The 20351-nt window shown below is 62.1% G+C and carries 33 protein-coding genes; 32 read left to right on the top strand and 1 reads right to left on the bottom strand.

The window, feature by feature from the left end:
* Positions 1–64 precede the first annotated feature (64 nt).
* The 26 genes from tuf (at position 65) to AB0T83_RS09665 (ending at position 13687) form a co-directional block, all read left to right on the top strand.
* The gene (gene tuf, locus AB0T83_RS09790) at positions 65–1240 is read left to right on the top strand and encodes an elongation factor Tu (protein WP_366192847.1); all 1176 of its coding nucleotides are present in this window, start codon (positions 65–67) and stop codon (positions 1238–1240) included.
* An 80-nt stretch (positions 1241–1320) separates the two neighbouring features.
* Positions 1321–1629: a 30S ribosomal protein S10 gene (gene rpsJ, locus AB0T83_RS09785; protein ID WP_009503373.1), complete on the top strand. Its 309-nt coding sequence runs from the start codon at positions 1321–1323 to the stop codon at positions 1627–1629.
* 14 nt (positions 1630–1643) lie between these two features.
* Positions 1644–2387 carry a 50S ribosomal protein L3 gene (rplC, locus tag AB0T83_RS09780; RefSeq protein WP_366192941.1) on the top strand — a complete coding sequence of 248 codons (744 nt, stop codon included), beginning with the start codon at positions 1644–1646 and terminating at the stop codon, positions 2385–2387.
* On the top strand, positions 2384–3004 hold the full coding sequence (rplD, locus tag AB0T83_RS09775) for a 50S ribosomal protein L4 (RefSeq protein WP_366192846.1): 621 nt from the start codon (positions 2384–2386) through the stop codon (positions 3002–3004). Before rplC ends, rplD begins: the two co-directional genes overlap by 4 nt.
* Positions 3001–3297 (top strand): 50S ribosomal protein L23, encoded by a 297-nt coding sequence (locus AB0T83_RS09770; RefSeq protein WP_366192845.1) that lies wholly within the window; start codon positions 3001–3003, stop codon positions 3295–3297. The genes rplD and AB0T83_RS09770 overlap by 4 nt, the downstream gene beginning before the upstream one ends.
* Positions 3298–3420: 123 nt before the next feature.
* Positions 3421–4041 carry a YdeI/OmpD-associated family protein gene (locus AB0T83_RS09765; protein ID WP_366192844.1) on the top strand — a complete coding sequence of 207 codons (621 nt, stop codon included), beginning with the start codon at positions 3421–3423 and terminating at the stop codon, positions 4039–4041.
* A 170-nt stretch (positions 4042–4211) separates the two neighbouring features.
* Positions 4212–5054, top strand: a complete 843-nt coding sequence (gene rplB / locus AB0T83_RS09760; protein ID WP_366192843.1) for a 50S ribosomal protein L2 — start codon at positions 4212–4214, stop codon at positions 5052–5054.
* A 3-nt stretch (positions 5055–5057) separates the two neighbouring features.
* Complete coding sequence (rpsS, locus tag AB0T83_RS09755; protein ID WP_193139753.1) at positions 5058–5336, top strand: 30S ribosomal protein S19; 279 nt, start codon at positions 5058–5060, stop codon at positions 5334–5336.
* A 3-nt stretch (positions 5337–5339) separates the two neighbouring features.
* Entirely contained in the window at positions 5340–5720 is a 381-nt protein-coding gene (rplV, locus tag AB0T83_RS09750; protein WP_366192842.1) for a 50S ribosomal protein L22, read from the top strand.
* Positions 5720–6445 (top strand): 30S ribosomal protein S3, encoded by a 726-nt coding sequence (gene rpsC / locus AB0T83_RS09745; protein ID WP_366192841.1) that lies wholly within the window; start codon positions 5720–5722, stop codon positions 6443–6445. Before rplV ends, rpsC begins: the two co-directional genes overlap by 1 nt.
* A gap of 12 nt (positions 6446–6457) precedes the next feature.
* On the top strand, positions 6458–6871 hold the full coding sequence (gene rplP / locus AB0T83_RS09740) for a 50S ribosomal protein L16 (protein WP_366192840.1): 414 nt from the start codon (positions 6458–6460) through the stop codon (positions 6869–6871).
* A 157-nt stretch (positions 6872–7028) separates the two neighbouring features.
* The gene (locus tag AB0T83_RS09735) at positions 7029–7625 is read left to right on the top strand and encodes a hypothetical protein (RefSeq protein ID WP_366192839.1); all 597 of its coding nucleotides are present in this window, start codon (positions 7029–7031) and stop codon (positions 7623–7625) included.
* Between the two features lie 103 nt (positions 7626–7728).
* Positions 7729–8229, top strand: coding sequence for a methyltransferase family protein (locus AB0T83_RS09730; RefSeq protein ID WP_366192838.1), 501 nt, complete (start codon positions 7729–7731; stop codon positions 8227–8229).
* Positions 8230–8264: 35 nt separating this feature from the next.
* Positions 8265–8885 (top strand): TIGR02466 family protein, encoded by a 621-nt coding sequence (locus tag AB0T83_RS09725; protein WP_366192837.1) that lies wholly within the window; start codon positions 8265–8267, stop codon positions 8883–8885.
* Between the two features lie 211 nt (positions 8886–9096).
* Entirely contained in the window at positions 9097–9300 is a 204-nt protein-coding gene (rpmC, locus tag AB0T83_RS09720; protein WP_193139742.1) for a 50S ribosomal protein L29, read from the top strand.
* Positions 9301–9312: 12 nt separating this feature from the next.
* The gene (gene rpsQ, locus AB0T83_RS09715; RefSeq protein WP_193139740.1) at positions 9313–9543 is read left to right on the top strand and encodes a 30S ribosomal protein S17; all 231 of its coding nucleotides are present in this window, start codon (positions 9313–9315) and stop codon (positions 9541–9543) included.
* 74 nt (positions 9544–9617) lie between these two features.
* Complete coding sequence (rplN, locus tag AB0T83_RS09710) at positions 9618–9986, top strand: 50S ribosomal protein L14 (RefSeq protein ID WP_011567679.1); 369 nt, start codon at positions 9618–9620, stop codon at positions 9984–9986.
* Complete coding sequence (rplX, locus tag AB0T83_RS09705; RefSeq protein WP_366192836.1) at positions 9986–10291, top strand: 50S ribosomal protein L24; 306 nt, start codon at positions 9986–9988, stop codon at positions 10289–10291. The genes rplN and rplX overlap by 1 nt, the downstream gene beginning before the upstream one ends.
* Positions 10291–10851 carry a 50S ribosomal protein L5 gene (gene rplE / locus AB0T83_RS09700; protein ID WP_366192835.1) on the top strand — a complete coding sequence of 187 codons (561 nt, stop codon included), beginning with the start codon at positions 10291–10293 and terminating at the stop codon, positions 10849–10851. The genes rplX and rplE overlap by 1 nt, the downstream gene beginning before the upstream one ends.
* Positions 10852–10871: 20 nt before the next feature.
* Complete coding sequence (rpsN, locus tag AB0T83_RS09695) at positions 10872–11177, top strand: 30S ribosomal protein S14 (RefSeq protein ID WP_366192834.1); 306 nt, start codon at positions 10872–10874, stop codon at positions 11175–11177.
* 12 nt (positions 11178–11189) lie between these two features.
* Entirely contained in the window at positions 11190–11582 is a 393-nt protein-coding gene (gene rpsH, locus AB0T83_RS09690; RefSeq protein WP_366192833.1) for a 30S ribosomal protein S8, read from the top strand.
* Between the two features lie 12 nt (positions 11583–11594).
* A complete protein-coding gene (gene rplF, locus AB0T83_RS09685; RefSeq protein ID WP_366192832.1) occupies positions 11595–12128 on the top strand; it encodes a 50S ribosomal protein L6 in 534 nt (177 codons plus the stop codon).
* Between the two features lie 11 nt (positions 12129–12139).
* A complete protein-coding gene (gene rplR / locus AB0T83_RS09680) occupies positions 12140–12499 on the top strand; it encodes a 50S ribosomal protein L18 (protein ID WP_193139727.1) in 360 nt (119 codons plus the stop codon).
* Between the two features lie 11 nt (positions 12500–12510).
* Positions 12511–13089 (top strand): 30S ribosomal protein S5, encoded by a 579-nt coding sequence (gene rpsE, locus AB0T83_RS09675; protein ID WP_366192831.1) that lies wholly within the window; start codon positions 12511–12513, stop codon positions 13087–13089.
* A gap of 12 nt (positions 13090–13101) precedes the next feature.
* Positions 13102–13290, top strand: coding sequence for a 50S ribosomal protein L30 (gene rpmD, locus AB0T83_RS09670; protein ID WP_366192830.1), 189 nt, complete (start codon positions 13102–13104; stop codon positions 13288–13290).
* 79 nt (positions 13291–13369) lie between these two features.
* On the top strand, positions 13370–13687 hold the full coding sequence (locus tag AB0T83_RS09665; protein ID WP_366192829.1) for a hypothetical protein: 318 nt from the start codon (positions 13370–13372) through the stop codon (positions 13685–13687).
* A gap of 12 nt (positions 13688–13699) precedes the next feature.
* On the opposite strand, the gene AB0T83_RS09660 is transcribed toward AB0T83_RS09665, so the two are convergent.
* On the bottom strand, positions 13700–14716 hold the full coding sequence (locus AB0T83_RS09660; RefSeq protein ID WP_366192828.1) for a TIGR00341 family protein: 1017 nt from the start codon (positions 14714–14716) through the stop codon (positions 13700–13702).
* 197 nt (positions 14717–14913) lie between these two features.
* On the opposite strand from AB0T83_RS09660, the gene rplO reads away from it, so the two are divergent.
* The 6 genes from rplO (at position 14914) to AB0T83_RS09630 (ending at position 20245) form a co-directional block, all read left to right on the top strand.
* Entirely contained in the window at positions 14914–15387 is a 474-nt protein-coding gene (gene rplO / locus AB0T83_RS09655; RefSeq protein WP_366192827.1) for a 50S ribosomal protein L15, read from the top strand.
* A gap of 102 nt (positions 15388–15489) precedes the next feature.
* Positions 15490–16842, top strand: a complete 1353-nt coding sequence (gene secY, locus AB0T83_RS09650; protein ID WP_366192826.1) for a preprotein translocase subunit SecY — start codon at positions 15490–15492, stop codon at positions 16840–16842.
* An 88-nt stretch (positions 16843–16930) separates the two neighbouring features.
* Positions 16931–18061 (top strand): porin family protein, encoded by a 1131-nt coding sequence (locus AB0T83_RS09645; protein WP_366192825.1) that lies wholly within the window; start codon positions 16931–16933, stop codon positions 18059–18061.
* A gap of 274 nt (positions 18062–18335) precedes the next feature.
* Positions 18336–18704, top strand: coding sequence for a 30S ribosomal protein S13 (gene rpsM, locus AB0T83_RS09640; RefSeq protein WP_366192824.1), 369 nt, complete (start codon positions 18336–18338; stop codon positions 18702–18704).
* 15 nt (positions 18705–18719) lie between these two features.
* Positions 18720–19115, top strand: coding sequence for a 30S ribosomal protein S11 (rpsK, locus tag AB0T83_RS09635; protein WP_193139705.1), 396 nt, complete (start codon positions 18720–18722; stop codon positions 19113–19115).
* A 113-nt stretch (positions 19116–19228) separates the two neighbouring features.
* Positions 19229–20245, top strand: a complete 1017-nt coding sequence (locus tag AB0T83_RS09630; protein ID WP_193139703.1) for a DNA-directed RNA polymerase subunit alpha — start codon at positions 19229–19231, stop codon at positions 20243–20245.
* Positions 20246–20351: the final 106 nt, after the last annotated feature.

Genomic DNA, 20351 nt, shown 5'->3' with positions numbered 1-20351 from the left:
CCTACCACCCACCGTAGGGCGGGGCTCACCCCGCCGACCGTAAAAAAGATAGCAGGAGGCCATCATGGCAAAGGAAAAGTTTGACCGCAGCAAGCCGCACGTGAACATTGGCACGATCGGCCACGTTGACCACGGCAAGACGACGCTGACCGCGGCGATCACCAAGTATTTCGGTGATTTCAAGGCCTACGACCAGATCGACGGCGCGCCGGAAGAGAAAGCCCGCGGCATCACCATCTCGACCGCGCATGTGGAATACGAGACCGACAACCGCCACTACGCGCACGTCGACTGCCCCGGCCACGCCGACTATGTGAAGAACATGATCACCGGTGCCGCGCAGATGGACGGCGCGATCCTGGTGGTGAACGCGGCCGACGGCCCGATGCCCCAGACCCGCGAGCACATCCTGCTGGGCCGCCAGGTTGGCATCCCGAAGATGGTCGTGTTCATGAACAAGGTCGACCAGGTGGACGACGAGGAGCTGCTGGAGCTCGTGGAAATGGAAATCCGCGAACTGCTGGAAAGCTACGAATACCCGGGCGACGAGATCCCGATCATCGCCGGTTCGGCGCTGGCCGCGATGGAAGGCCGGGATCCGGAAATCGGCGAGAACAAGATCCGCGAACTGATGGCGGCCGTGGATGAGTACATCCCGACCCCAGACCGCGCCGTGGACCAGCCGTTCCTGATGCCGATCGAGGACGTGTTCTCGATCTCCGGCCGCGGCACCGTTGTTACGGGGCGTGTCGAGCGTGGCGTGATCAACGTTGGCGACAGCATCGAGATCGTCGGCATCCGCGACACCACCACCACCACCTGCACCGGTGTGGAAATGTTCCGCAAGCTGCTGGATCGCGGTGAAGCGGGCGACAACATCGGCGCGCTGCTGCGCGGCATCGACCGTGAGGGCGTGGAGCGCGGGCAGGTTCTCTGCAAGCCGGGTTCCGTGACCCCGCACACCAAGTTCGAAGCCGAGGCCTATATCCTGACCAAGGAAGAAGGCGGCCGTCACACGCCGTTCTTCGCGAACTACCGTCCGCAGTTCTACTTCCGCACCACCGATGTGACCGGCACCGTGACGCTGCCGGAAGGCACCGAGATGGTGATGCCGGGTGACAACCTGAAATTCGAGGTCGAGCTGATTGCCCCGATCGCGATGGAAGAAAAACTCCGCTTCGCCATCCGCGAAGGCGGCCGCACCGTCGGCGCCGGCGTGGTGTCGAAAATCATCGAGTAACAAGACCTTCGGGAATGACTGTGGGGCGCCCGATAATGGGCGCTCCACCTCTCTTTTCTGTGCCGCGAAAGGCGACAAGAATGCAAAGCCAAAACATTCGCATCCGGCTGAAGGCGTTTGACTATCGGGTTCTGGATGCCAGCACCCAGGAGATCGTCAATACCGCCAAACGGACGGGCGCAACCGTGCGCGGGCCGATCCCGCTGCCGAACAAGATCGAGAAATTCACCGTTCTGCGTGGTCCGCACGTGAACAAGAAATCCCGTGACCAGTTCGAGATCCGCACGCACAAACGCCTGCTCGACATTGTTGACCCGACCCCGCAGACCGTGGACGCGCTGATGAAGCTCGACCTCGCCGCCGGCGTTGACGTCGAAATCAAGGTTTGAGGAGGGCAGACATGATGCGCTCTGGCGTTATTGCGAAGAAGGTGGGCATGACCCGCCTGTTCATGGAGGACGGGAAGCAGATCCCCGTGACCGTTCTTCAACTCGACAACCTGCAGGTCGTTGACCAGCGGACCACTGAACGCGATGGCTACACCGCGGTTCAGCTGGGCGCCGGCACGGCCAAGGCCAAACGTGTAAGCCAGGCCATGCGCGGTCATTTCGCTGTTGCGAAAGTGGCCTCCAAGCGCAAGCTGGTGGAATTCCGCGTGGCCCCTGAAAACCTGATCGACGTGGGCGCCGAGATCTCGGCCGACCATTTCGTCGAAGGCCAGAAGGTCGATGTGTCCGGCACCTCGATCGGTAAAGGGTTCGCCGGTGCCATGAAGCGGCACAACTTCGGCGGCCTGCGGGCCTCGCACGGCGTGTCGATCTCGCACCGTTCGCACGGTTCGACCGGCCAGTGTCAGGATCCCGGCAAGGTGTTCAAAGGCAAGAAGATGGCCGGTCACATGGGTGCTGCCCGTGTCACCACCCAGAACCTGGAAGTGGTTCGGACCGATGCCGACCGTGGCCTGATCATGGTCAAGGGCGCGGTGCCGGGCTCGAAAGGCGGATGGGTCACCATCAAGGATGCCGTGAAGAAGAAACTGCCCGATGGCGTGCCGTTCCCGGCCGCTCTGAAGGTGGTGGAAGCTGCGGCGACCGAGGCACCGGCAGAAGCTCCGGCTGAAGCCCCTGAAGGAGGTGCGGAAGAATGAAAGCGCAAGTGATCAAGCTCGACGCTTCTGAAGCGGGCGATGTCGATCTGAACGACGACATCTTCGGCCTGGAGCCGCGCGCAGACATCCTGCAGCGTGTGGTTCGTTGGCAGCGCAACAAGGCGCAGGCCGGCACCCACAAGGTCAAGACCCGGTCCGAGACCAGCTACTCGACCAAGAAGATCTATCGCCAGAAGGGCACCGGCGGCGCACGCCACGGTGACCGTAACGCGCCGATCTTCCGCAAGGGTGGTATCTACAAGGGTCCGACCCCGCGCAGCCACGGCCACGATCTGCCGAAGAAGGTCCGCGCTCTGGGCCTGAAGCACGCCCTGTCGGCGAAGGCACAGTCGGGCAACCTGGTTGTGATCGAGGATGCGGCTCTGGACGCGGGCAAGACCAAGGCTCTGGCCACTGCGGTCAAGAACCTGGGCTGGAAACGCGCCCTGATCATCGATGGGGCAGAAGTGAACGCGAACTTCGCGCGCGCTGCGTCCAACATCGAAGGTCTGGACGTGCTGCCGTCGATGGGCGCCAATGTCTATGACATCCTGAAGCGTGACACCCTGGTGATCACGAAAGCGGGTGTCGAAGCGCTGGAGGCGCGCCTGAAATGAGCACCAAAGCCGAACTCTACGACGTGATCCGCAAGCCGATCGTCACCGAGAAAGCGACCATGGCCTCCGAGGCCAACGCGGTTGTCTTCGAAGTGGCTATCGACGCCAACAAGCCGATGATCAAGGAAGCCGTCGAGACCCTGTTCAACGTCAAGGTGAAGGCCGTCAACACGACCGTCACCAAGGGCAAGGTCAAGCGTTTTCGCGGCATGCTGGGCAAGCGCAAGGACGTCAAGAAAGCCTATGTGACGCTCGAAGAGGGCAACACCATCGACGTCTCCACCGGTCTGTGATCGGTGCCGGGGGTTGCCCCCCCGCCCTACGAAATCGGAAAGGCCCTCGCAGCGATGCGGGGGCTTTTCTTTTGCCCTCGGGGATTGTGGGGGTAGGGTGTCCCGAGACGGGGAAGGCAGGCCATGATCACCGAGGTAGAGGACTTTTTCACGCGCGGTTGCGGACGGTGTTCACGGTTCGATACGCCGGCGTGTTCCGCGCGCCTCTGGGTCGAGGGGCTAGGGCTTCTGCGGCAGATCTGTCTGGAGGCCGGGCTTGCGGAAACCGTCAAATGGGGGCATCCCTGCTATATGCACGCGGACCGCAACATCGCCCTGATGGGCGCGTTCCGGGACGATTTCCGGCTGACCTTCTTCAACGCCGCGCTGTTGCAGGATCCGGAAAGCATTCTGCGACGCCGGGGGCCGAATACCCAGACTCCCGACATGGTGATTTTTTCTTCCGCCGACGCGGTGCGCGACCGGGAAGACAGTCTGCGGGCGTATCTGGAGGAGGCCAAGGGCTATGCCGAGCGCGGCATCAGGGCGCCCAAGGTCGCGCGAACGCTGGAGTTGCCAGTGGAATTGGAAGATGCGCTGACGGAGGATCCAGAGATGGCAGAGGCGTTTTCAAGGCTGACACCGGGGCGGCAGCGCAGCTATGCCATTGCCCTGAATTCTGCCAAGAAGCCGGAAACCCGACTGGCCCGTATCGCCAAGTATCGCCCCGGGATTCTGGCAGGCAAGGGGGCCCTTGAACGCTGAGGTCAGGTTTTTCCGGACCCGCGCTTGACCCTCCCCTGAGGCTCCTTTAGAGGGAACCATCCAATCGGCCCCGGATTCGTCCGGGGCTGATGGTTTTTATGAATTCGGGCACCTTCGGGGGCCTTTAGACAGGGGCGCTTGCGTCCCGCCAACAACGGAAGACAGAAAGCATGGCACTCAAGTCGTACAAACCGACGACGCCTGGCCAGCGTGGGCTGGTTCTGATCGACCGTTCGGAGCTCTGGAAAGGGCGCCCGGTCAAATCCCTCACCGAGGGTCTGACCAAGTCGGGCGGCCGGAACAACACCGGACGGATCACCTCTCGCCGCCGTGGTGGTGGCGCGAAGCGTCTCTATCGCATCGTCGATTTCAAGCGTCGCAAATTCGACGTCGAAGGCGTTGTCACCCGGATCGAATACGACCCGAACCGGACCGCGTTCATCGCGCTGATCACCTATACCGACGGTGAGCAGGCCTATATCCTGGCGCCGCAGCGTCTGGCGATTGGCGACAAGGTTGTCTCCGCCGAGAAGGCCGATATCAAGCCGGGCAACGCGATGCCGTTCTCGGGGATGCCGATCGGTACCATCGTGCACAACATCGAACTGAAGCCGGGCAAGGGCGGTCAGATCGCACGCGCCGCGGGCACCTATGCCCAGTTCGTCGGTCGTGACGGTGGCTACGCCCAGATCCGCCTCAGCTCGGGCGAACTGCGCCTGGTGCGTCAGGAATGCATGGCCACCATCGGTGCCGTGTCGAACCCCGACAACTCCAACCAGAACTACGGCAAAGCCGGTCGTATGCGCCACAAGGGCAAGCGTCCGTCGGTCCGTGGTGTCGTCATGAACCCGATCGATCACCCCCATGGTGGTGGCGAGGGCCGGACTTCGGGTGGCCGTCACCCGGTGACCCCCTGGGGCAAGCCGACCAAGGGTGCCCGCACCCGTGACACCAACAAGGCGTCGCAGAAGCTTATCATCCGCTCGCGTCACGCCAAGAAGAAGGGCCGCTAACATATGGCACGCTCCGTTTGGAAAGGGCCTTTCGTTGACAGCTACGTGCTGAAGAAGGCCGAGAAAGTCCGCGAAAGCGGCAAGAACGAAGTCATCAAGATCTGGTCGCGTCGTTCGACCATTCTGCCCCAGTTCGTGGGTCTGACCTTCGCCGTCTACAACGGCAAGAAACACATTCCGGTTGCCGTGTCCGAGGACATGATCGGCCAGAAGTTCGGCGAATATTCTCCGACCCGGACCTATTATGGTCACGCGGCGGACAAGAAAGCGAAACGGAAGTAAGTCATGGGCAAGGCAAAGAACCCCCGCCGCGTGGCTGAAAACGAAGCAATGGCGAAAATCCGCATGCTTCGGACCAGCCCGCAGAAACTGAACCTGGTTGCGCAGATGATCCGTGGCAAGAAGGTCGAGAAGGCGCTGACCGATCTCACCTTCTCGAACAAGCGGATCGCCGGCGACGTGAAGAAATGTCTTCAGTCCGCCATCGCCAACGCCGAGAACAACCACAACCTGGACGTGGACGAGCTGGTCGTCGCCGAAGCCTATGTCGGCAAGAACCTGACCCTGAAGCGCGGTCGCCCGCGTGCCCGGGGCCGGTTCGGCAAGATCATCAAGCCGTTCTCGGAACTGACCATCAAGGTCCGCCAGATCGAGGAGCAAGCCTAATGGGTAACAAAGTCAATCCCGTCGGCATGCGTCTGCAGGTCAACCGGACCTGGGACAGCCGTTGGTACGCCGACAGCAAAGATTTCGGCGACATGCTGCTGGAAGATGTGAAGATTCGCGAATTCATCTTCACGGAATGCAAGCAGGCCGGCATCAGCCGCATCATCATCGAGCGTCCGCACAAGAAGTGCCGCGTGACCATTCACTCGGCGCGTCCGGGTGTGATCATCGGCAAGAAAGGCGCGGACATCGAGCAGCTTCGCAAGAAGCTGGCCAAGATGACCGACAGCGAAGTGCACCTGAACATCGTCGAGGTTCGCAAGCCGGAGCTGGACGCACGTCTGGTCGCCGAGAACGTCGCGCAGCAGCTGGAGCGCCGGGTGTCTTTCCGCCGCGCCATGAAGCGCGCCGTGCAGAACTCGATGCGGATGGGCGCCCTGGGCATCCGTCTGAATGTCGCCGGCCGTCTGGGCGGTGCCGAGATCGCGCGGACCGAATGGTATCGTGAAGGCCGCGTGCCGTTGCACACCCTGCGGGCCGACGTCGACTATGCACTGGTCGAAGCCGTCACGCCGTATGGCATCATCGGCATCAAGTGCTGGATCTTCAAAGGCGAGATCATGGAACATGATCCTCAGGCGCGTGACCGCAAAGCGGCCGAGCTTCAGGATGGTCCGGCCCCCCGTGGCGCTGGCGGCGGTGGCCGTCGCGACCGCGACCGCTAAGGAGAGCGACAAATGCTTCAGCCAAAGCGTACAAAATTCCGCAAGCAGCACAAAGGCCGTATCCACGGTCAAGCCAAGGGCGGTTCGGACCTCGCGTTCGGAACATTCGGCCTGAAGGCCCTGCAGCCGGAGCGTGTTACCGCACGTCAGATCGAAGCCGCGCGCCGTGCCATGACGCGTCAGATGAAGCGTCAGGGCCGTGTCTGGATCCGCATCTTCCCGGATGTGGCCGTGACCTCCAAACCCACCGAAGTCCGGATGGGTAAGGGTAAGGGTTCGGTCGACTTCTGGGCAGCCAAGGTCAAGCCGGGTCGGATCATGTTCGAGATCGACGGCGTCAGCGAAGCCGTCGCCCGCGAGGCCCTGCGCCTTGCGGCGATGAAGCTGCCGATCAAGACCCGCGTGGTGGTCCGCGAGGACTGGTAGGCGGCGACGGGTTCAACCCCGCCCCGAAATTGACCCCTGTCGAGTGATCGGCGGGGGTCTTTTCGTTGGGCCTGTGCGCGGGCTACATTCCAGCATTTCGATGTTTTAATCCTCCGGATTTCAGCCTAGGCTCTGCCCGATCAGAAGGAGCCGAGGCATGAATCATCCGACCAAGGGAACCGCGCGCGGAATATGCCGCGTCATGGCCGTCGCGCTGGCGGGGCTCACCTTGATGGCCGTACCCGCAGCCGCCCAGATGGGGCAGGGCGGGCACATGATGCAGCACCATGGCGCCGATGGCACCGGCCACGACATGCGCCTGATGCCCGGCCTGCGCGGCGACAACGCGACACTGCGAGAAAGCGCGGAACTGCAGGTTCTGTTTCACCACTTCGATGCGCTCAGCCGCGAGGTGGACAACTTGCCCGATGGCATCCGCACCGTGACCCGCGCTTCGGATCCCATGGTGGCCGAGGCGCTGATAAGCCATGTGGTCGGCATGATCGGGCGGGTGGACGCCGGGGACGATCCACAGATCTATATCCAGAGCCCGACCCTGGACATCTTCTTTCTGCGCGGCGACAGCATCACCTCGACCATCGAGACGACCGAGGACGGGGTCGTGGTGATCCAGACCTCCGCCAATCCCGAGGTGGTCGCCGCCCTGCAGACCCATGCGGGCGAGGTCACGCGCATGGCGGAGGAGGGGATGCACGCCGTCCACATGATGATGATGGAGCGGGCGCAAAACTGACCGGTGATCAGGGTCTGAGGACCTTGCCGGAGCAAGGCTTGGGCGTGCGCGGCCGGGCTGGTATCAAGGTCATTCCAACGTCAATATATACGGCATCGCGCGCATGACCAATCCCCTGAAAGCCCCGCCAACGCCCGAGGATGCCGGGGCACATGCCCATCCGTGGAAGATCTCGGATGTGGTCCTGTTTCCCCTGCTGGCCATGGGCCTTGTCCTTGAATGGGTCTGGCCCACCACGCTCTATCTCTGGCGCCCTATCGGGGGACTACTTGGGGTTGCGCTGTTCCTGTTCGGGTTCTGGCTGATCAGCCGGGCCAAGACCGAGTTGGACAAGGCGCACCAGCCGTCTCTGCCCGGCACGGCAACGACACAGCTTGTCACCACCGGTCCCTTCGCCTGGTCGCGCAATCCGAACTATCTGGGGGCGGCGCTGGCCGGGATCGGCGGGGCGCTGGCGCTGGATTCCGCCTGGCTCGTGGCTGCGACCCTGCTGGCCTGTGCCATTCTCGAGGTCTGGATGATCCGGCCCGAGGAACGCTATCTTGCCGAACGGTTTGCAGAGGAATACCAAGACTACCGACGCCGGACCCGGCGCTGGTTGTGACGACCGGCGGCGGCGCGGCCACAGGAGATCATCCCATGCCCACCATCGAGTCGCTGTTTGTCACCCGCCTGTATCGCGCCGCCCTGGCGGAGTTCGGCACGCCCGTCGATCCGGCCGAGCTGGAGTCCTCCTGCATGGTCATCGCGCAGGATGACGAAGCCGGGCAGGACTGGTGCGAGGAGAACGGCTATCCCGGCTACACCTCCTATGCCTCGCTGACCGATCTGCCGTGGCGGTTCCCGATCTTTGCCGATGTGGTGGCCGCGCTGGACCTTCATGTCGCGGAATTCGCAAAGGATCTGGAGTTCGATCTGGACGGCCGCGCGCTGAAGCTGGAGGACATCTGGATCAACATCCTGCCCGAGGGCGGCATGCATGCCTCGCACATCCATCCGCATTCGGTGATCTCGGGCACCACCTATGTGGCAATGCCCGAAGGCGCCAGCGCGCTGAAGCTGGAAGACCCCCGGTCGGCCCGCATGATGGCCGCGCCCGCGCGCCAGAAGGCCGCCCGGCGCGACTTGCAGACCTTCGTCTACCCCAAGCCCAGGGTCGGCGACGTGCTGCTGTGGGAAAGCTGGCTGCGCCACGAGGTGCCGATGAACATGGCCGAAGACGAACGCATCAGCGTGAGCTTCAACTACGGGTGGGAATAGGGCACAAATTCCCCGTTGGATTGCCCGGACGCGGTCACACCGGCTGTTTTCCACATTCTCCCTTGCCACCAAAGCCCCGGTCTTGTAGGCAGCGCCATCTCACGGATTCCCGCTTGCGGGATTCGTGGTTATTGCCATTCAACCACCGGGCTTCGGGTGACCCTGAACCAACCGTCAGGGGCTTGCTGGTGTATTGAGAAAGGAACGGCGCATGAACGCCACTGAACTGCGTGACAAGACGCCCGATCAGCTCCGTGACGAGCTGGCCGCGCTGAAAAAGGAGGCCTTCAACCTCCGCTTCCAGAGCGCCACGGGTGCCATGGAAAACACCGCGCGTACCCGCGTTGTCCGTCGTGACATCGCGCGTGTGATGACTGTGTTGAACGAAAAAGCCGCTGCTGCAGCCGCCGAATAAGGAGCCTTAGACATGCCCAAGCGTATCCTGTCCGGCACTGTGACCAGCGCCAAGAACGACCAGACCGTCACCGTATCGGTGGAGCGTCGGTTCAAGCACCCGGTTCTTCAGAAAACCATCCGGAAATCGAAGAAGTACCGGGCCCATGACGAGGCCAACACGTTCAAGGAAGGCGATTTCGTTCGCATCCAGGAATGTGCGCCGAAGTCGAAGACCAAACGCTGGGAGGTCGTGACCGCTTAAGGTCGCGCCAACCGGTTTCATCGAAACCCTGGGACCTATGTCTGTAAAGCGGTCCCAAAGGTCGGGAGTATCCCATGATCCAGATGCAGACAAATCTGGATGTTGCTGACAACTCTGGCGCTCGCCGAGTTCAGTGCATCAAGGTTTTGGGCGGATCCAAACGGAAATATGCCTCCGTGGGCGACATCATCGTGGTGTCGGTCAAGGAAGCCATTCCGCGTGGCCGCGTCAAGAAAGGCGACGTTCGCAAGGCTGTCGTCGTGCGCACCGCCAAGGAAGTTCGCCGTGAAGACGGCACCGCCATTCGCTTCGATCGCAACGCTGCTGTTATCCTGAACAACAACAACGAGCCGATCGGCACCCGGATCTTCGGACCGGTGGTGCGCGAACTGCGCGCGAAGAACTTCATGAAAATCATCTCGCTTGCTCCGGAGGTGCTGTGATGGCTGCCAAACTCCGCAAGGGTGACAAGGTCCGCGTTCTGGCGGGCAAGGACAAGGGCCGCGATGGCGAGATCCAGTCCGTCGATCCGAAAGCCGGCAAGGCTGTCGTGGAAGGCGTGAACATGGCCATCCGCCACACCAAGCAGTCGCAGAACGCAAAGGGCGGTCGTGTGCCGAAGGCCATGCCGATCGAGCTGAGCAACCTGGCTCTGCTGGACGCCAACGGCAAACCGACCCGCGTCGGCTTCCGTGTCGAAGACGGCAAGAAAGTGCGTTTCGCCAAGACCACCGGGGAGGCCGTGTGATGCTGGATACCGCAGACTACACCCCGCGCCTGAAGTCCCTGTACCGGGAAACGATCCGCGCCGCGCTGAAGGAAGAATTCTCGTACAAGAACGAGATGATGATCCCGAAGCTGGAAAAGATCGTCCTGAACATGGGTGTCGGCAAAGCCGTGCAGGATACCAAGAAGGTGAAATCGGCCCAGGCCGACCTGACCCTGATTGCCGGTCAGCACGCCGTCGTGACCCGCGCCAAGAAATCGGTGGCAAGCTTCCGCGTTCGCGAAGACATGCCGCTGGGAACCAAGGTGACCCTGCGTGGTGACCGGATGTATGAATTCCTCGACCGTCTGATCACCATCGCGCTGCCGCGCGTGCGTGACTTCCGGGGTGTGAAAACGACGTCGTTCGACGGCCGTGGCAACTATGCCATGGGCCTGAAAGAACACATCGTGTTCCCCGAGATCGAATACGACAAGGTCGATGAAGTCCGCGGCATGGACATCATCATCTGCACCAACGCATCCACCGACGCGGAAGCCAAGGCGCTGTTGAAAGCTTTCAACATGCCCTTCACAAGCTGAGCCGCGGGAGAGATCACGACATGGCAAAAAAATCGATGATTGCTCGCGAAGTGAAGCGTCAGAAGCTGGTGGAGAAATACGCCGCCAAACGCGCTGAACTGAAAGAGATCGCAGCCGACGAGAACCTGCCGATGGAGGAGCGCTTCAAGGCGCGTCTGAAATTGGCAAAGCTGCCGCGGAATTCCTCGGCAACCCGTCTTCACAACCGGTGTCAGCTGACCGGCCGTCCCCACGCTTACTACCGTAAGCTGAAGGTCAGCCGTATCAAGCTGCGGGAACTTGGCTCGAACGGCCAGATCCCCGGTATGGTCAAATCGAGCTGGTAAGGAGCGTATATAATGAACGATCCTCTCGGTGATATGCTGACCCGTATCCGCAACGCACAACTGCGTGGCAAGTCCACCGTGACTTCGCCCGCGTCCAAGCTGCGTTGCTGGGTGCTGGATGTTCTGGCCGACGAAGGCTACATCCGCGGCTATGAGAAAACCACGGATCTCAACGGCCACCCGGCCATTGAAATCAGCCTGAAATACTTCGACGGCACCCCGGTCATCCGCGATCTCAAGCGCGTGTCGACCCCTGGCCGCCGCGTCTATGCCGCTTCGCAAAACCTGCCTCAGGTCAAGCAAGGCCTGGGCGTTTCCATCGTCTCCACACCCAAGGGTGTGATGTCGGATGCAGCTGCACGCTCTGCCAATGTTGGCGGCGAAGTGCTCTGCACCGTATTCTAGGGAGGTCCGGAAATGTCTCGTATTGGCAAGAAACCGGTCGACATTCCTTCGGGCGTAACCGCGAACGTGTCGGGTCAGACCATTGAAGTGAAGGGCGCGAAAGTGACCCGCAGCTTCACCGCGTCCGACGACGTTTCGGTGGCCGTGGAAGACAACACCATCGTGATCACCCCGCGTGGCACGTCCAAGCGGGCGCGTCAGCAGTGGGGCATGTCCCGCACCATGATCCAGAACCTCGTGACCGGTGTCACCACCGGGTTCAAGAAGGAGCTGGAGATCAACGGTGTGGGTTACCGGGCACAGATCCAGGGGAACACCCTGAAACTGGCGCTTGGCTACAGCCACGATGTCGACTTCGCGATCCCCGAAGGCATCACGGTCACCTGCCCCAAGCAGACCCAGATCGTGGTCGAAGGGACCGATGAACAGCTCGTTGGCCAGGTTGCGGCGAATATCCGCGAATGGCGTGCTCCGGAGCCCTACAAGGGCAAGGGCATCAAATACAAAGACGAGTTCATCTTCCGTAAGGAAGGCAAGAAGAAGTAAGGACGCGAGAAATGGCAAACAGCAAAAGGGAACTGTTCCTGAAGCGCCGTCTGCGCGTTCGGAACAAGCTTCGCAAGATGAACTCGGGGCGCGTGCGCCTGAGCGTTCATCGTTCGAACAAGAACATCAGCGTCCAGCTGATCGACGACGTGAAGGGTGTCACCCTGGCCTCGGCCTCGTCGCTCGAGAAAGATCTGGGCATCACCGGCAAGAACAATGTCGAGGCCGCCGCGAAAGTGGGCACCGCGATTGCCGAACGTGCCAAGGCAGCTGGTGTCGAAGAATGTTACTTCGACCGTGGCGGCTTCCTCTTTCACGGCAAGGTGAAGGCTCTGGCCGACGCTGCGCGTGAAGGCGGACTGAAGTTCTGAGGAGACGATAGATGGCAAGAGAAGATAACCGCCGGGGTGGTCGCGATCGCGACGAAAATCCGGAATTCGCCGATCGTCTCGTGGCGATCAACCGGGTCTCGAAGACCGTCAAGGGTGGTAAGCGTTTTGGCTTCGCCGCACTTGTGGTCGTCGGCGATCAGAAGGGCCGTGTCGGGTTTGGCAAGGGCAAGGCGAAAGAGGTCCCCGAGGCCATTCGCAAGGCCACCGAGCAAGCCAAGCGCAACCTCATCCGTGTGCCGCTGAAAGAAGGCCGCACGCTGCACCATGACGTCCACGGGCGTCACGGGGCAGGCCGGGTGACCATGCGCACGGCACCGACCGGGACCGGCATCATCGCCGGTGGTCCGATGCGCGCCGTGTTCGAGATGTTGGGTGTTCATGACGTGGTGGCGAAATCCATCGGGTCGCAGAACCCCTACAACATGATCCGCGCAACGCTGGACGGGCTTCAGAGCGAATCCAGCCCGCGTATGGTGGCGCAGCGCCGTGGCAAGAAGGTTGCCGATATCCTGCCCAAGCGGGATGACGCACCGGCGGCCGATGCGCCCGCCGAAGCGGCAGAAGCCTGAGGAGACTGACCCATGGCGAAAACCATTGTTGTAAAGCAGATCGGTTCGCCGATCCGTCGCCCCGCCAAGCAGCGTGAAACGCTGATCGGCCTGGGCCTGAACAAGATGCACAAGACCCGCGAGCTGGAGGACACCCCTTCCGTGCGCGGCATGGTCAACAAGATCCCGCATCTGGTAGAGATCATCGAAGAACGGGACTGATCCCGATTTTCTGATAGATTGAAGGCGTCCCGCGAAAGTGGGGCGCCTTTTTTCGTTGTGCAGTTGCTGGAGTGACCAGATGTTCTTTCCCCAAAACCCCCTGTTCGGCGCGATGGAGACATGGCAGCGGGCCAATCTGGCCTATGCCGAGATGATGATGGCGGCGAACCTCGTGATCCTGAGCAGGACGACCCGGATGATGCTGGGCGTGATGTCTCCGCAGGAAGCCGCGCGGATGGCGTTCGAAAAACCCGCAGCCTTTGCCAAGTCGATGGAAATGGCGGCACGGGCACAGGCCGCAGGGCAGGGCCATGCGGCGATGGCGCTGGCCGCGGTCAGGCCGATCCGCACCAAGACCTGCGCCAATGCGCGGCGGCTGTCGCGGCCCCGTCGCTGAAAGCCGTCGCGATCAACTGGGCTGGCGCAGCCACAGCAGGACCGCAAGGACCACCAGAAGGCTCAGCCAGATCACCCCGTTGATGACGCTGTGCCGCTTGGCGCGTTTCTTTTCGTACCAGCGCCGGGGGGTGATGCCGCGTGTCAGCATCACCGCCTGCGCCGACAGGTTGATGCAGACGACGTTCATCAGCAGCATCACACCGGCCTCCAGCGCGTGGTAGCCTTGGGAAAAGCCCAGAAACAGGCCGATTGCCGTGGCCGGCGGCAGCAGCGCCACCGCAACCATCACCCCGACCAGCGCGGAGGACACCCCGGTCACGAGGCTCAGCGCGGCGGCCGCCCCCGAGGCCAGGGCAATCGCCAGCCCGTCAAAGCCGATGTCGGTGCGGCTGAGCAATTCGTCCGCCTCCGAGATCGGCATGATCAACCCGATCATGAAACCAAGTGCGATGCTCAGCACCGTGCCGATCACCAGCGCCGCTGCCGAGCGCAGGATCAGCTTGCCGTCGCCAAGCGCGACCCCGACCGACAGCGCCAGATTGGGCCCCAGCAGCGGCGCGATCACCATGGCGCCCAGAACCACAGGCACGTTGTCCTCCAGCATCCCGAAGGCCGCCACCACGGTCGAAAGCAGGACGAAGACCAGATAGGCGCGGTCGATCCGCCCCTGCCTTTCCACCTGTTCATAGATCTCTTCCCGCGACAGCCCGCCGGGAAGCTTCATCGCCTTTTCGGCCTCTTCCTCGGGGTCGGGCTCGGCGTCCTCTTCTTCCTCCTCCTTGCGTGGCAGAGAGGTGTCGACCGGTATGATGGCAAGGCGCCAGTCATCCTGGCTGTCAAGCTCGCTCTGGATGGCGTCCAGCAGGTTCTGGCGGCAGTCGTCATCGGCCAGGATGTGCAGGGTCCAGCGGGACGTGTCGTCGGAATCCTCGCGATGTTTCATCACCGCGCCGTCGCAGATGTCCTTGGCGGTGGCGAAGATCTTGTCGCAGGCGGCGTCGGGAAGGCTGAGGATGATCAGGCGCATCCTTCCTTGATACGGCAGGGGGCCGGTCTGCCAAGTCCAAAATGCGGGGGCCGGGCACGCGCGAACGGCCTTGATCCCGCCCGGCAACAGCCCTATACGCACCCGGTGGTTCCTGAGGGGCCCGACTCAAGCAACAAGAAATGCCGTGGCTGGCCCCGTTTTCGCTTCGGGGGCTACATCCGGCAAGGAGAAGCGACATGAAACTGAACGAACTGCGCGACAACGAAGGCGCCGTCAAGAAATCCAAGCGCATCGGCCGCGGCCCGGGGTCGGGCAAAGGCAAGATGGGTGGCCGTGGTATCAAGGGCCAGAAATCGCGTTCGGGTGTGGCCATCAATGGCTACGAAGGCGGCCAGATGCCGCTGTACCAACGCCTGCCGAAGCGCGGCTTCAACAAGCCCAACCGCAAAAAATTCGCGGTCATCAATCTCGGCATCCTGCAGAAATTCATCGAAGCCGGGAAACTGGACGTGGCCAATCCTGTGGACGAAGACGCGCTGGTCGCTTCGGGCCTGGTGCGCCGCAAGCTGGACGGCGTCCGGGTGCTGGCCAAGGGTGAAATCACCTCGGCCATCAACCTGACCGTGACCGGCGCGTCGCAAGCCGCCGTCGACGCGGTGGCCGCGGCCGGTGGTTCGCTGACTGTCGCAGCTCCGGCGGCCGCCGAGTAAGTGGTTGTGGGCGGCGTCCAAGCCGCTTACATCCTCTCAAAGGTTTTCAGCGCCGCCGACCGGAAACCCGGTTCGGCGGCGCCCGCATGAAAGAGACACCACATGGCATCAGCAGCGGAACAGATGGCCGCGAACATGAGCTGGGGCGCCTTCGGCAAGGCGACCGAGCTGAGGCAGCGCATCCTCTTCACCCTGGGACTACTGATCGTCTACCGCCTGGGCACCTATATTCCGGTGCCGGGCATCGACGGCGGCGAATTGCGGGCCTTCATGGAGCAGGCCTCCGCCGGCATCGGTGGCATCCTGAACATGTTCACGGGCGGCGCCATCAGCCGGATGGGCATCTTCGCCCTGGGCATCATGCCCTATATCTCGGCCTCGATCATTATTCAGCTTCTGGCCTCCATGTGGGCGCCGCTGGAGCAGTTGAAGAAAGAAGGCGAGCAGGGCCGCAAGAAAATCAACCAGTACACCCGGTATGGTACCGTGGCGCTGGCGCTGTTCCAGTCCTATGGCCTGGCGGTCAGCCTTGAATCCGGCGGCCTTGCCCATGATCCGGGCTGGTTCTTCCGCATCGCCTGCATGATCACGCTGGTCGGAGGCACCATGTTCCTGATGTGGCTGGGCGAGCAGATCACCCAGCGTGGCATCGGCAACGGCATTTCGCTGATCATCTTCGTCGGCATCATCGCCGAGGTTCCCGCCGCCCTGGCGCAGTTCCTGGCCTCGGGCCGCTCGGGTGCGATCAGCCCGGCTGTCATCATTGCGGTGATCGTCATCATGATGCTGACCATCGGCTTCGTGGTGTTCATGGAGCGCGCGCTGCGCAAGATCCACATCCAGTACCCGCGCCGTCAGGTCGGCATGAAGGTCTATGACGGCGGCTCGTCGCATCTGCCGATCAAGGTGAACCCGGCGGGCGTGATCCCGGCGATCTTCGCCAGTTCGCTGCTGCTGCTGCCGACGACGCTGGCCACCTTCTCGGGCAATTCGACCAGCCCGGTGATGTCGACGATCCTGGCTTATTTCGGCCCCGGTCAGCCGCTGTACCTGCTGTTCATGGTCGGCATGGTGGTGTTCTTCACTTATTTCTACACCCACAACGTGGCCTTCAAGGTCGAAGACGTGGCGGACAACCTGAAGAACCAGAACGGTTTCGTGCCGGGCATCCGTCCGGGCAAGCGCACCGCCGAGTACCTGGAATACGTGGTCAACCGCGTGCTGGTGCTGGGCGCCTCATATCTGGCCCTGGTCGTGCTGCTGCCCGAGATCATGCGCTCGCAACTAGCGATCCCGTTCTACTTCGGCGGCACCTCGGTGCTGATCGTCGTGTCGGTCACCATGGACACGATCCAGCAGGTGCAGTCGCATCTTCTGGCGCACCAATACGAGGGGCTGATCGAGAAATCGCAGCTTCGCGGCAAGAAGCGCAAGAAGGGCCCGTCCCGGCGCTAACATAGCCCTGCAAGCCGGTTGATGCTTGCCTGAGACCCCCAAAGGCCCTTTTACTGGTGGCATACGCACCGGTGAAAGGGCCTTTGTCATGAAACGAGTATTCACAACCCATCTGCCGCTGGCGGCAGCCTCGGCACTGGCCATGGGCGTGGCCTCGCCGGTGATGGCCGAACTGGAATACACCAACGGCACCGGCGGCAGCGCGCGGGTCTACGGCCAGTTGACCCCGGCCTGGCTGAACGTTGACGACGGCAAGGACACGGACGGCAACCTTGTCGACAACTCGCGCTCAAACTCGCGGGCGGGCATCTGGCTCAATCAGGAATTCGACAACGGACAGGAACTGCAGTTCAATTTCGAAGCGGCACTGGGCGCCCCGCAAAGCTCCAAGTTCAGTCAGGATTTCCAGCCCGATTGGGATTGGCAACGGACGGACATCCGGAAGCTGGAATTCATCTATAGCGGCAGTTTCGGCACCGTGTTCTTCGGCCAGGGCTCGATGGCGTCGGACAACACGACCACCCTCGATCTGTCGGCGACCACCCTTGCCAGCACGGTGACGGTGCCCGATGCCGCCGGGGGCTACTTCTTCCGCCAGAAGGACGGCACCCTGTCCAGCGTCGCCGTCAGCAACGTCTTCAAGGACTATGACGGTGGCCGCAAGGCGCGCATCCGCTATGACACCCCAAGGTTCGGCGGAACCGAGCCCGGCAAGGGGATCAGCATCGGGGCCTCCTACGGGAAGGACCTGCTGAGTTCCAGCGACGATGCCGAGTATTACGACATCGGCCTGAACTACAGCGACACCATCAATTCGATCACCGTGAGAGCCGGTTTGAGCTATGCCTGGAAGGACGACGATGGTACCACCGAGCGCTACGGCGGGTCGATCTCGGCGCTCAGCGATGTCAACGGGCTGAACGGCACCCTGTCCTTTGGCGGCGATCCGGATGGCGGCCAGTTCGGCTATATCAAGCTGGGCTGGATCGCCAGCTTCTGGAGCCTCGGCGACACCGCGTTCTCGGCGGACTACTACTCGGGCAGCGATATTGCCGGGTCGGACGGCACCTCCACCGCGGCCGGTTTGCAGGTGGCGCAGTATTTCGACGACACCAACCTGTCGATCTACTTCGGCTACAACCGCCTGACCTATGACGACAAGACCGCTTCCTATGATGACATGGACGTGATCCTGACCGGCCTGCAGTGGAAATTCTGACCCCCTGGGGGCTGGATCGCCGCGCCAAGGGGCGCTAGACTGATCCCCGGAACGGCCAATGTGCCGTCCGGGGAGGAATTGCCGCGAAAGCGGCTTGACCTGTTTGCAAATTCGCAATACCCGATGCTCTCTCGTCACAGAACCGATTCCGTGACCGCGATTTCCGCGCGTGGAATGGTTCCGTGTTAAATGGCTGCGGCCGGGTCCTTGCCCGGCCAATGTTGTGAAAAAAGGTTCTGGAGCTACGGAACCGCAACGGAAAAGGAACGACCACTTGGCACGTATTGCCGGCGTCAACATCCCGACCAACAAACGGGTGCCCATCGCCCTCACTTACATCCACGGTATCGGCCCCGCAGCGGCGGCCCAGATCTGTGAAGCCGCCGGCATCGCGACCGAGCGCCGCTTCAACGAACTGTCGGATTCCGAGGTTGTGGCGATCCGCGAACAGATCGACGCCAATTTCACCGTCGAAGGTGACCTGCGCCGCGAAGTGCAGATGAACATCAAGCGTCTGATGGACCTGGGCTGCTATCGCGGCCTGCGCCATCGCCGCAACCTGCCCGTGCGCGGTCAGCGCACCCACACCAACGCGCGTACCCGCAAGGGCCCCGCGAAGCCGATCGCCGGCAAGAAGAAGTAAGAGGGGGCAGGACAAATGGCACGCGATACAAAAGCACGTGGCGGCAAGCGCAAAGAGCGGAAGAATATTGCCGCTGGCGTCGCACATGTGAATTCGACCTTCAACAACACCAAGATCCTGATCTCGGACGTGCAGGGCAATGCGATCGCATGGTCGTCGGCTGGCACCATGGGGTTCAAGGGCTCGCGGAAATCGACGCCCTATGCAGCACAGCTTGCTGCGGAAGACGCCGGCAAGAAGGCCCAGGAACACGGCGTCAAGACGCTGGAAGTCGAAGTTCAGGGGCCCGGTTCGGGCCGCGAATCGGCGCTGCGCGCACTGGCCGCGGTTGGCTTCAACATCACCTCGATCCGTGATGTGACCCCGATTGCCCACAACGGCTGCCGTCCGCCGAAGCGCCGCCGCGTCTGATCCAGACCAAAATTGGTCGGGCTGCGTCCTTGGGCGCGGCCCGGCTTTGTCATTTTACCTCGGGTGTTTCTGACTTTGGTCATCGGTCGGGAACGAGCATGGAGGCGACAGGCATGATCCAGAAGAATTGGCAAGAACTCATCAAGCCCACTCAGCTTGACGTAAAGCCGGGGAACGACCCGGCGCGTCAGGCAACGGTGGTTGCAGAACCGCTGGAGCGGGGCTTTGGTCTGACAATGGGCAACGCCCTGCGTCGCGTATTGATGTCTTCGCTGCAAGGCGCGGCCATCACCAGCGTTCAGATCGACAACGTGCTGCACGAGTTCTCTTCGGTCGCCGGGGTGCGTGAAGACGTGACCGACATCGTTCTGAACCTCAAGGGCGTCGCCCTGCGCATGGACAACGAAGGCCCCAAGCGGCTTTCGATTTCGGCCAAGGGGCCGGGCGTGGTCACCGCGGGCGATATTTCCGAAACCGCAGGCGTCGAGGTTCTGAACAAGGATCACGTCATCTGCCACCTCGACGATGGCGCCGATCTGTTCATGGAACTGATCGTCAACACCGGCAAGGGTTATGTCTCGGCGGACAAGAACCGTCCTGAGGATGCGCCCATCGGCCTGATCCCGATCGACGCGATCTATTCGCCGGTCCGCAAGGTCAGCTACGACGTGCAGCCCACCCGCGAGGGCCAGGTGCTGGACTATGACAAGCTGACCCTGAAGCTGGAAACCGACGGCTCGGTCACCCCCGATGACGCCGTGGCCTATGCCGCGCGCATCCTTCAGGACCAGCTGCAGATCTTCGTCAACTTCGACGAGCCGGAGCCCGCGCGTTCGGAAGCCGACGACGACGGTCTGGAGTTCAACCCGCTGCTGCTGAAGAAGGTCGACGAGCTGGAGCTCTCGGTCCGTTCGGCAAACTGCCTGAAGAACGACAACATCGTCTACATCGGCGATCTGATCCAGAAGACCGAAGCCGAAATGCTGCGCACCCCGAACTTCGGCCGCAAGTCGCTGAACGAGATCAAGGAAGTGCTCTCGGGCATGGGTCTGCACCTGGGCATGGATGTCGAGGACTGGCCGCCGGAGAACATCGAAGATCTGGCCAAGAAGTTCGAAGACCAGTTTTAAGGTGGCGGCGGGGGCAACCCCGCCCCGCCAAATGCCCGGACAGCCGGGGAATACTCGGGCCCACGCCCCAAGGTGAGCGGTTGACACGCATCAGCCGCCTGACAAA

This window comes from Meridianimarinicoccus marinus (genome assembly GCF_040689105.1).
Classification (GTDB): domain Bacteria; phylum Pseudomonadota; class Alphaproteobacteria; order Rhodobacterales; family Rhodobacteraceae; genus Meridianimarinicoccus; species Meridianimarinicoccus marinus.
The sequence above is the reverse complement of the archived record's forward strand: the minus strand, read 5'-3'. Positions and strand labels throughout refer to the sequence as shown.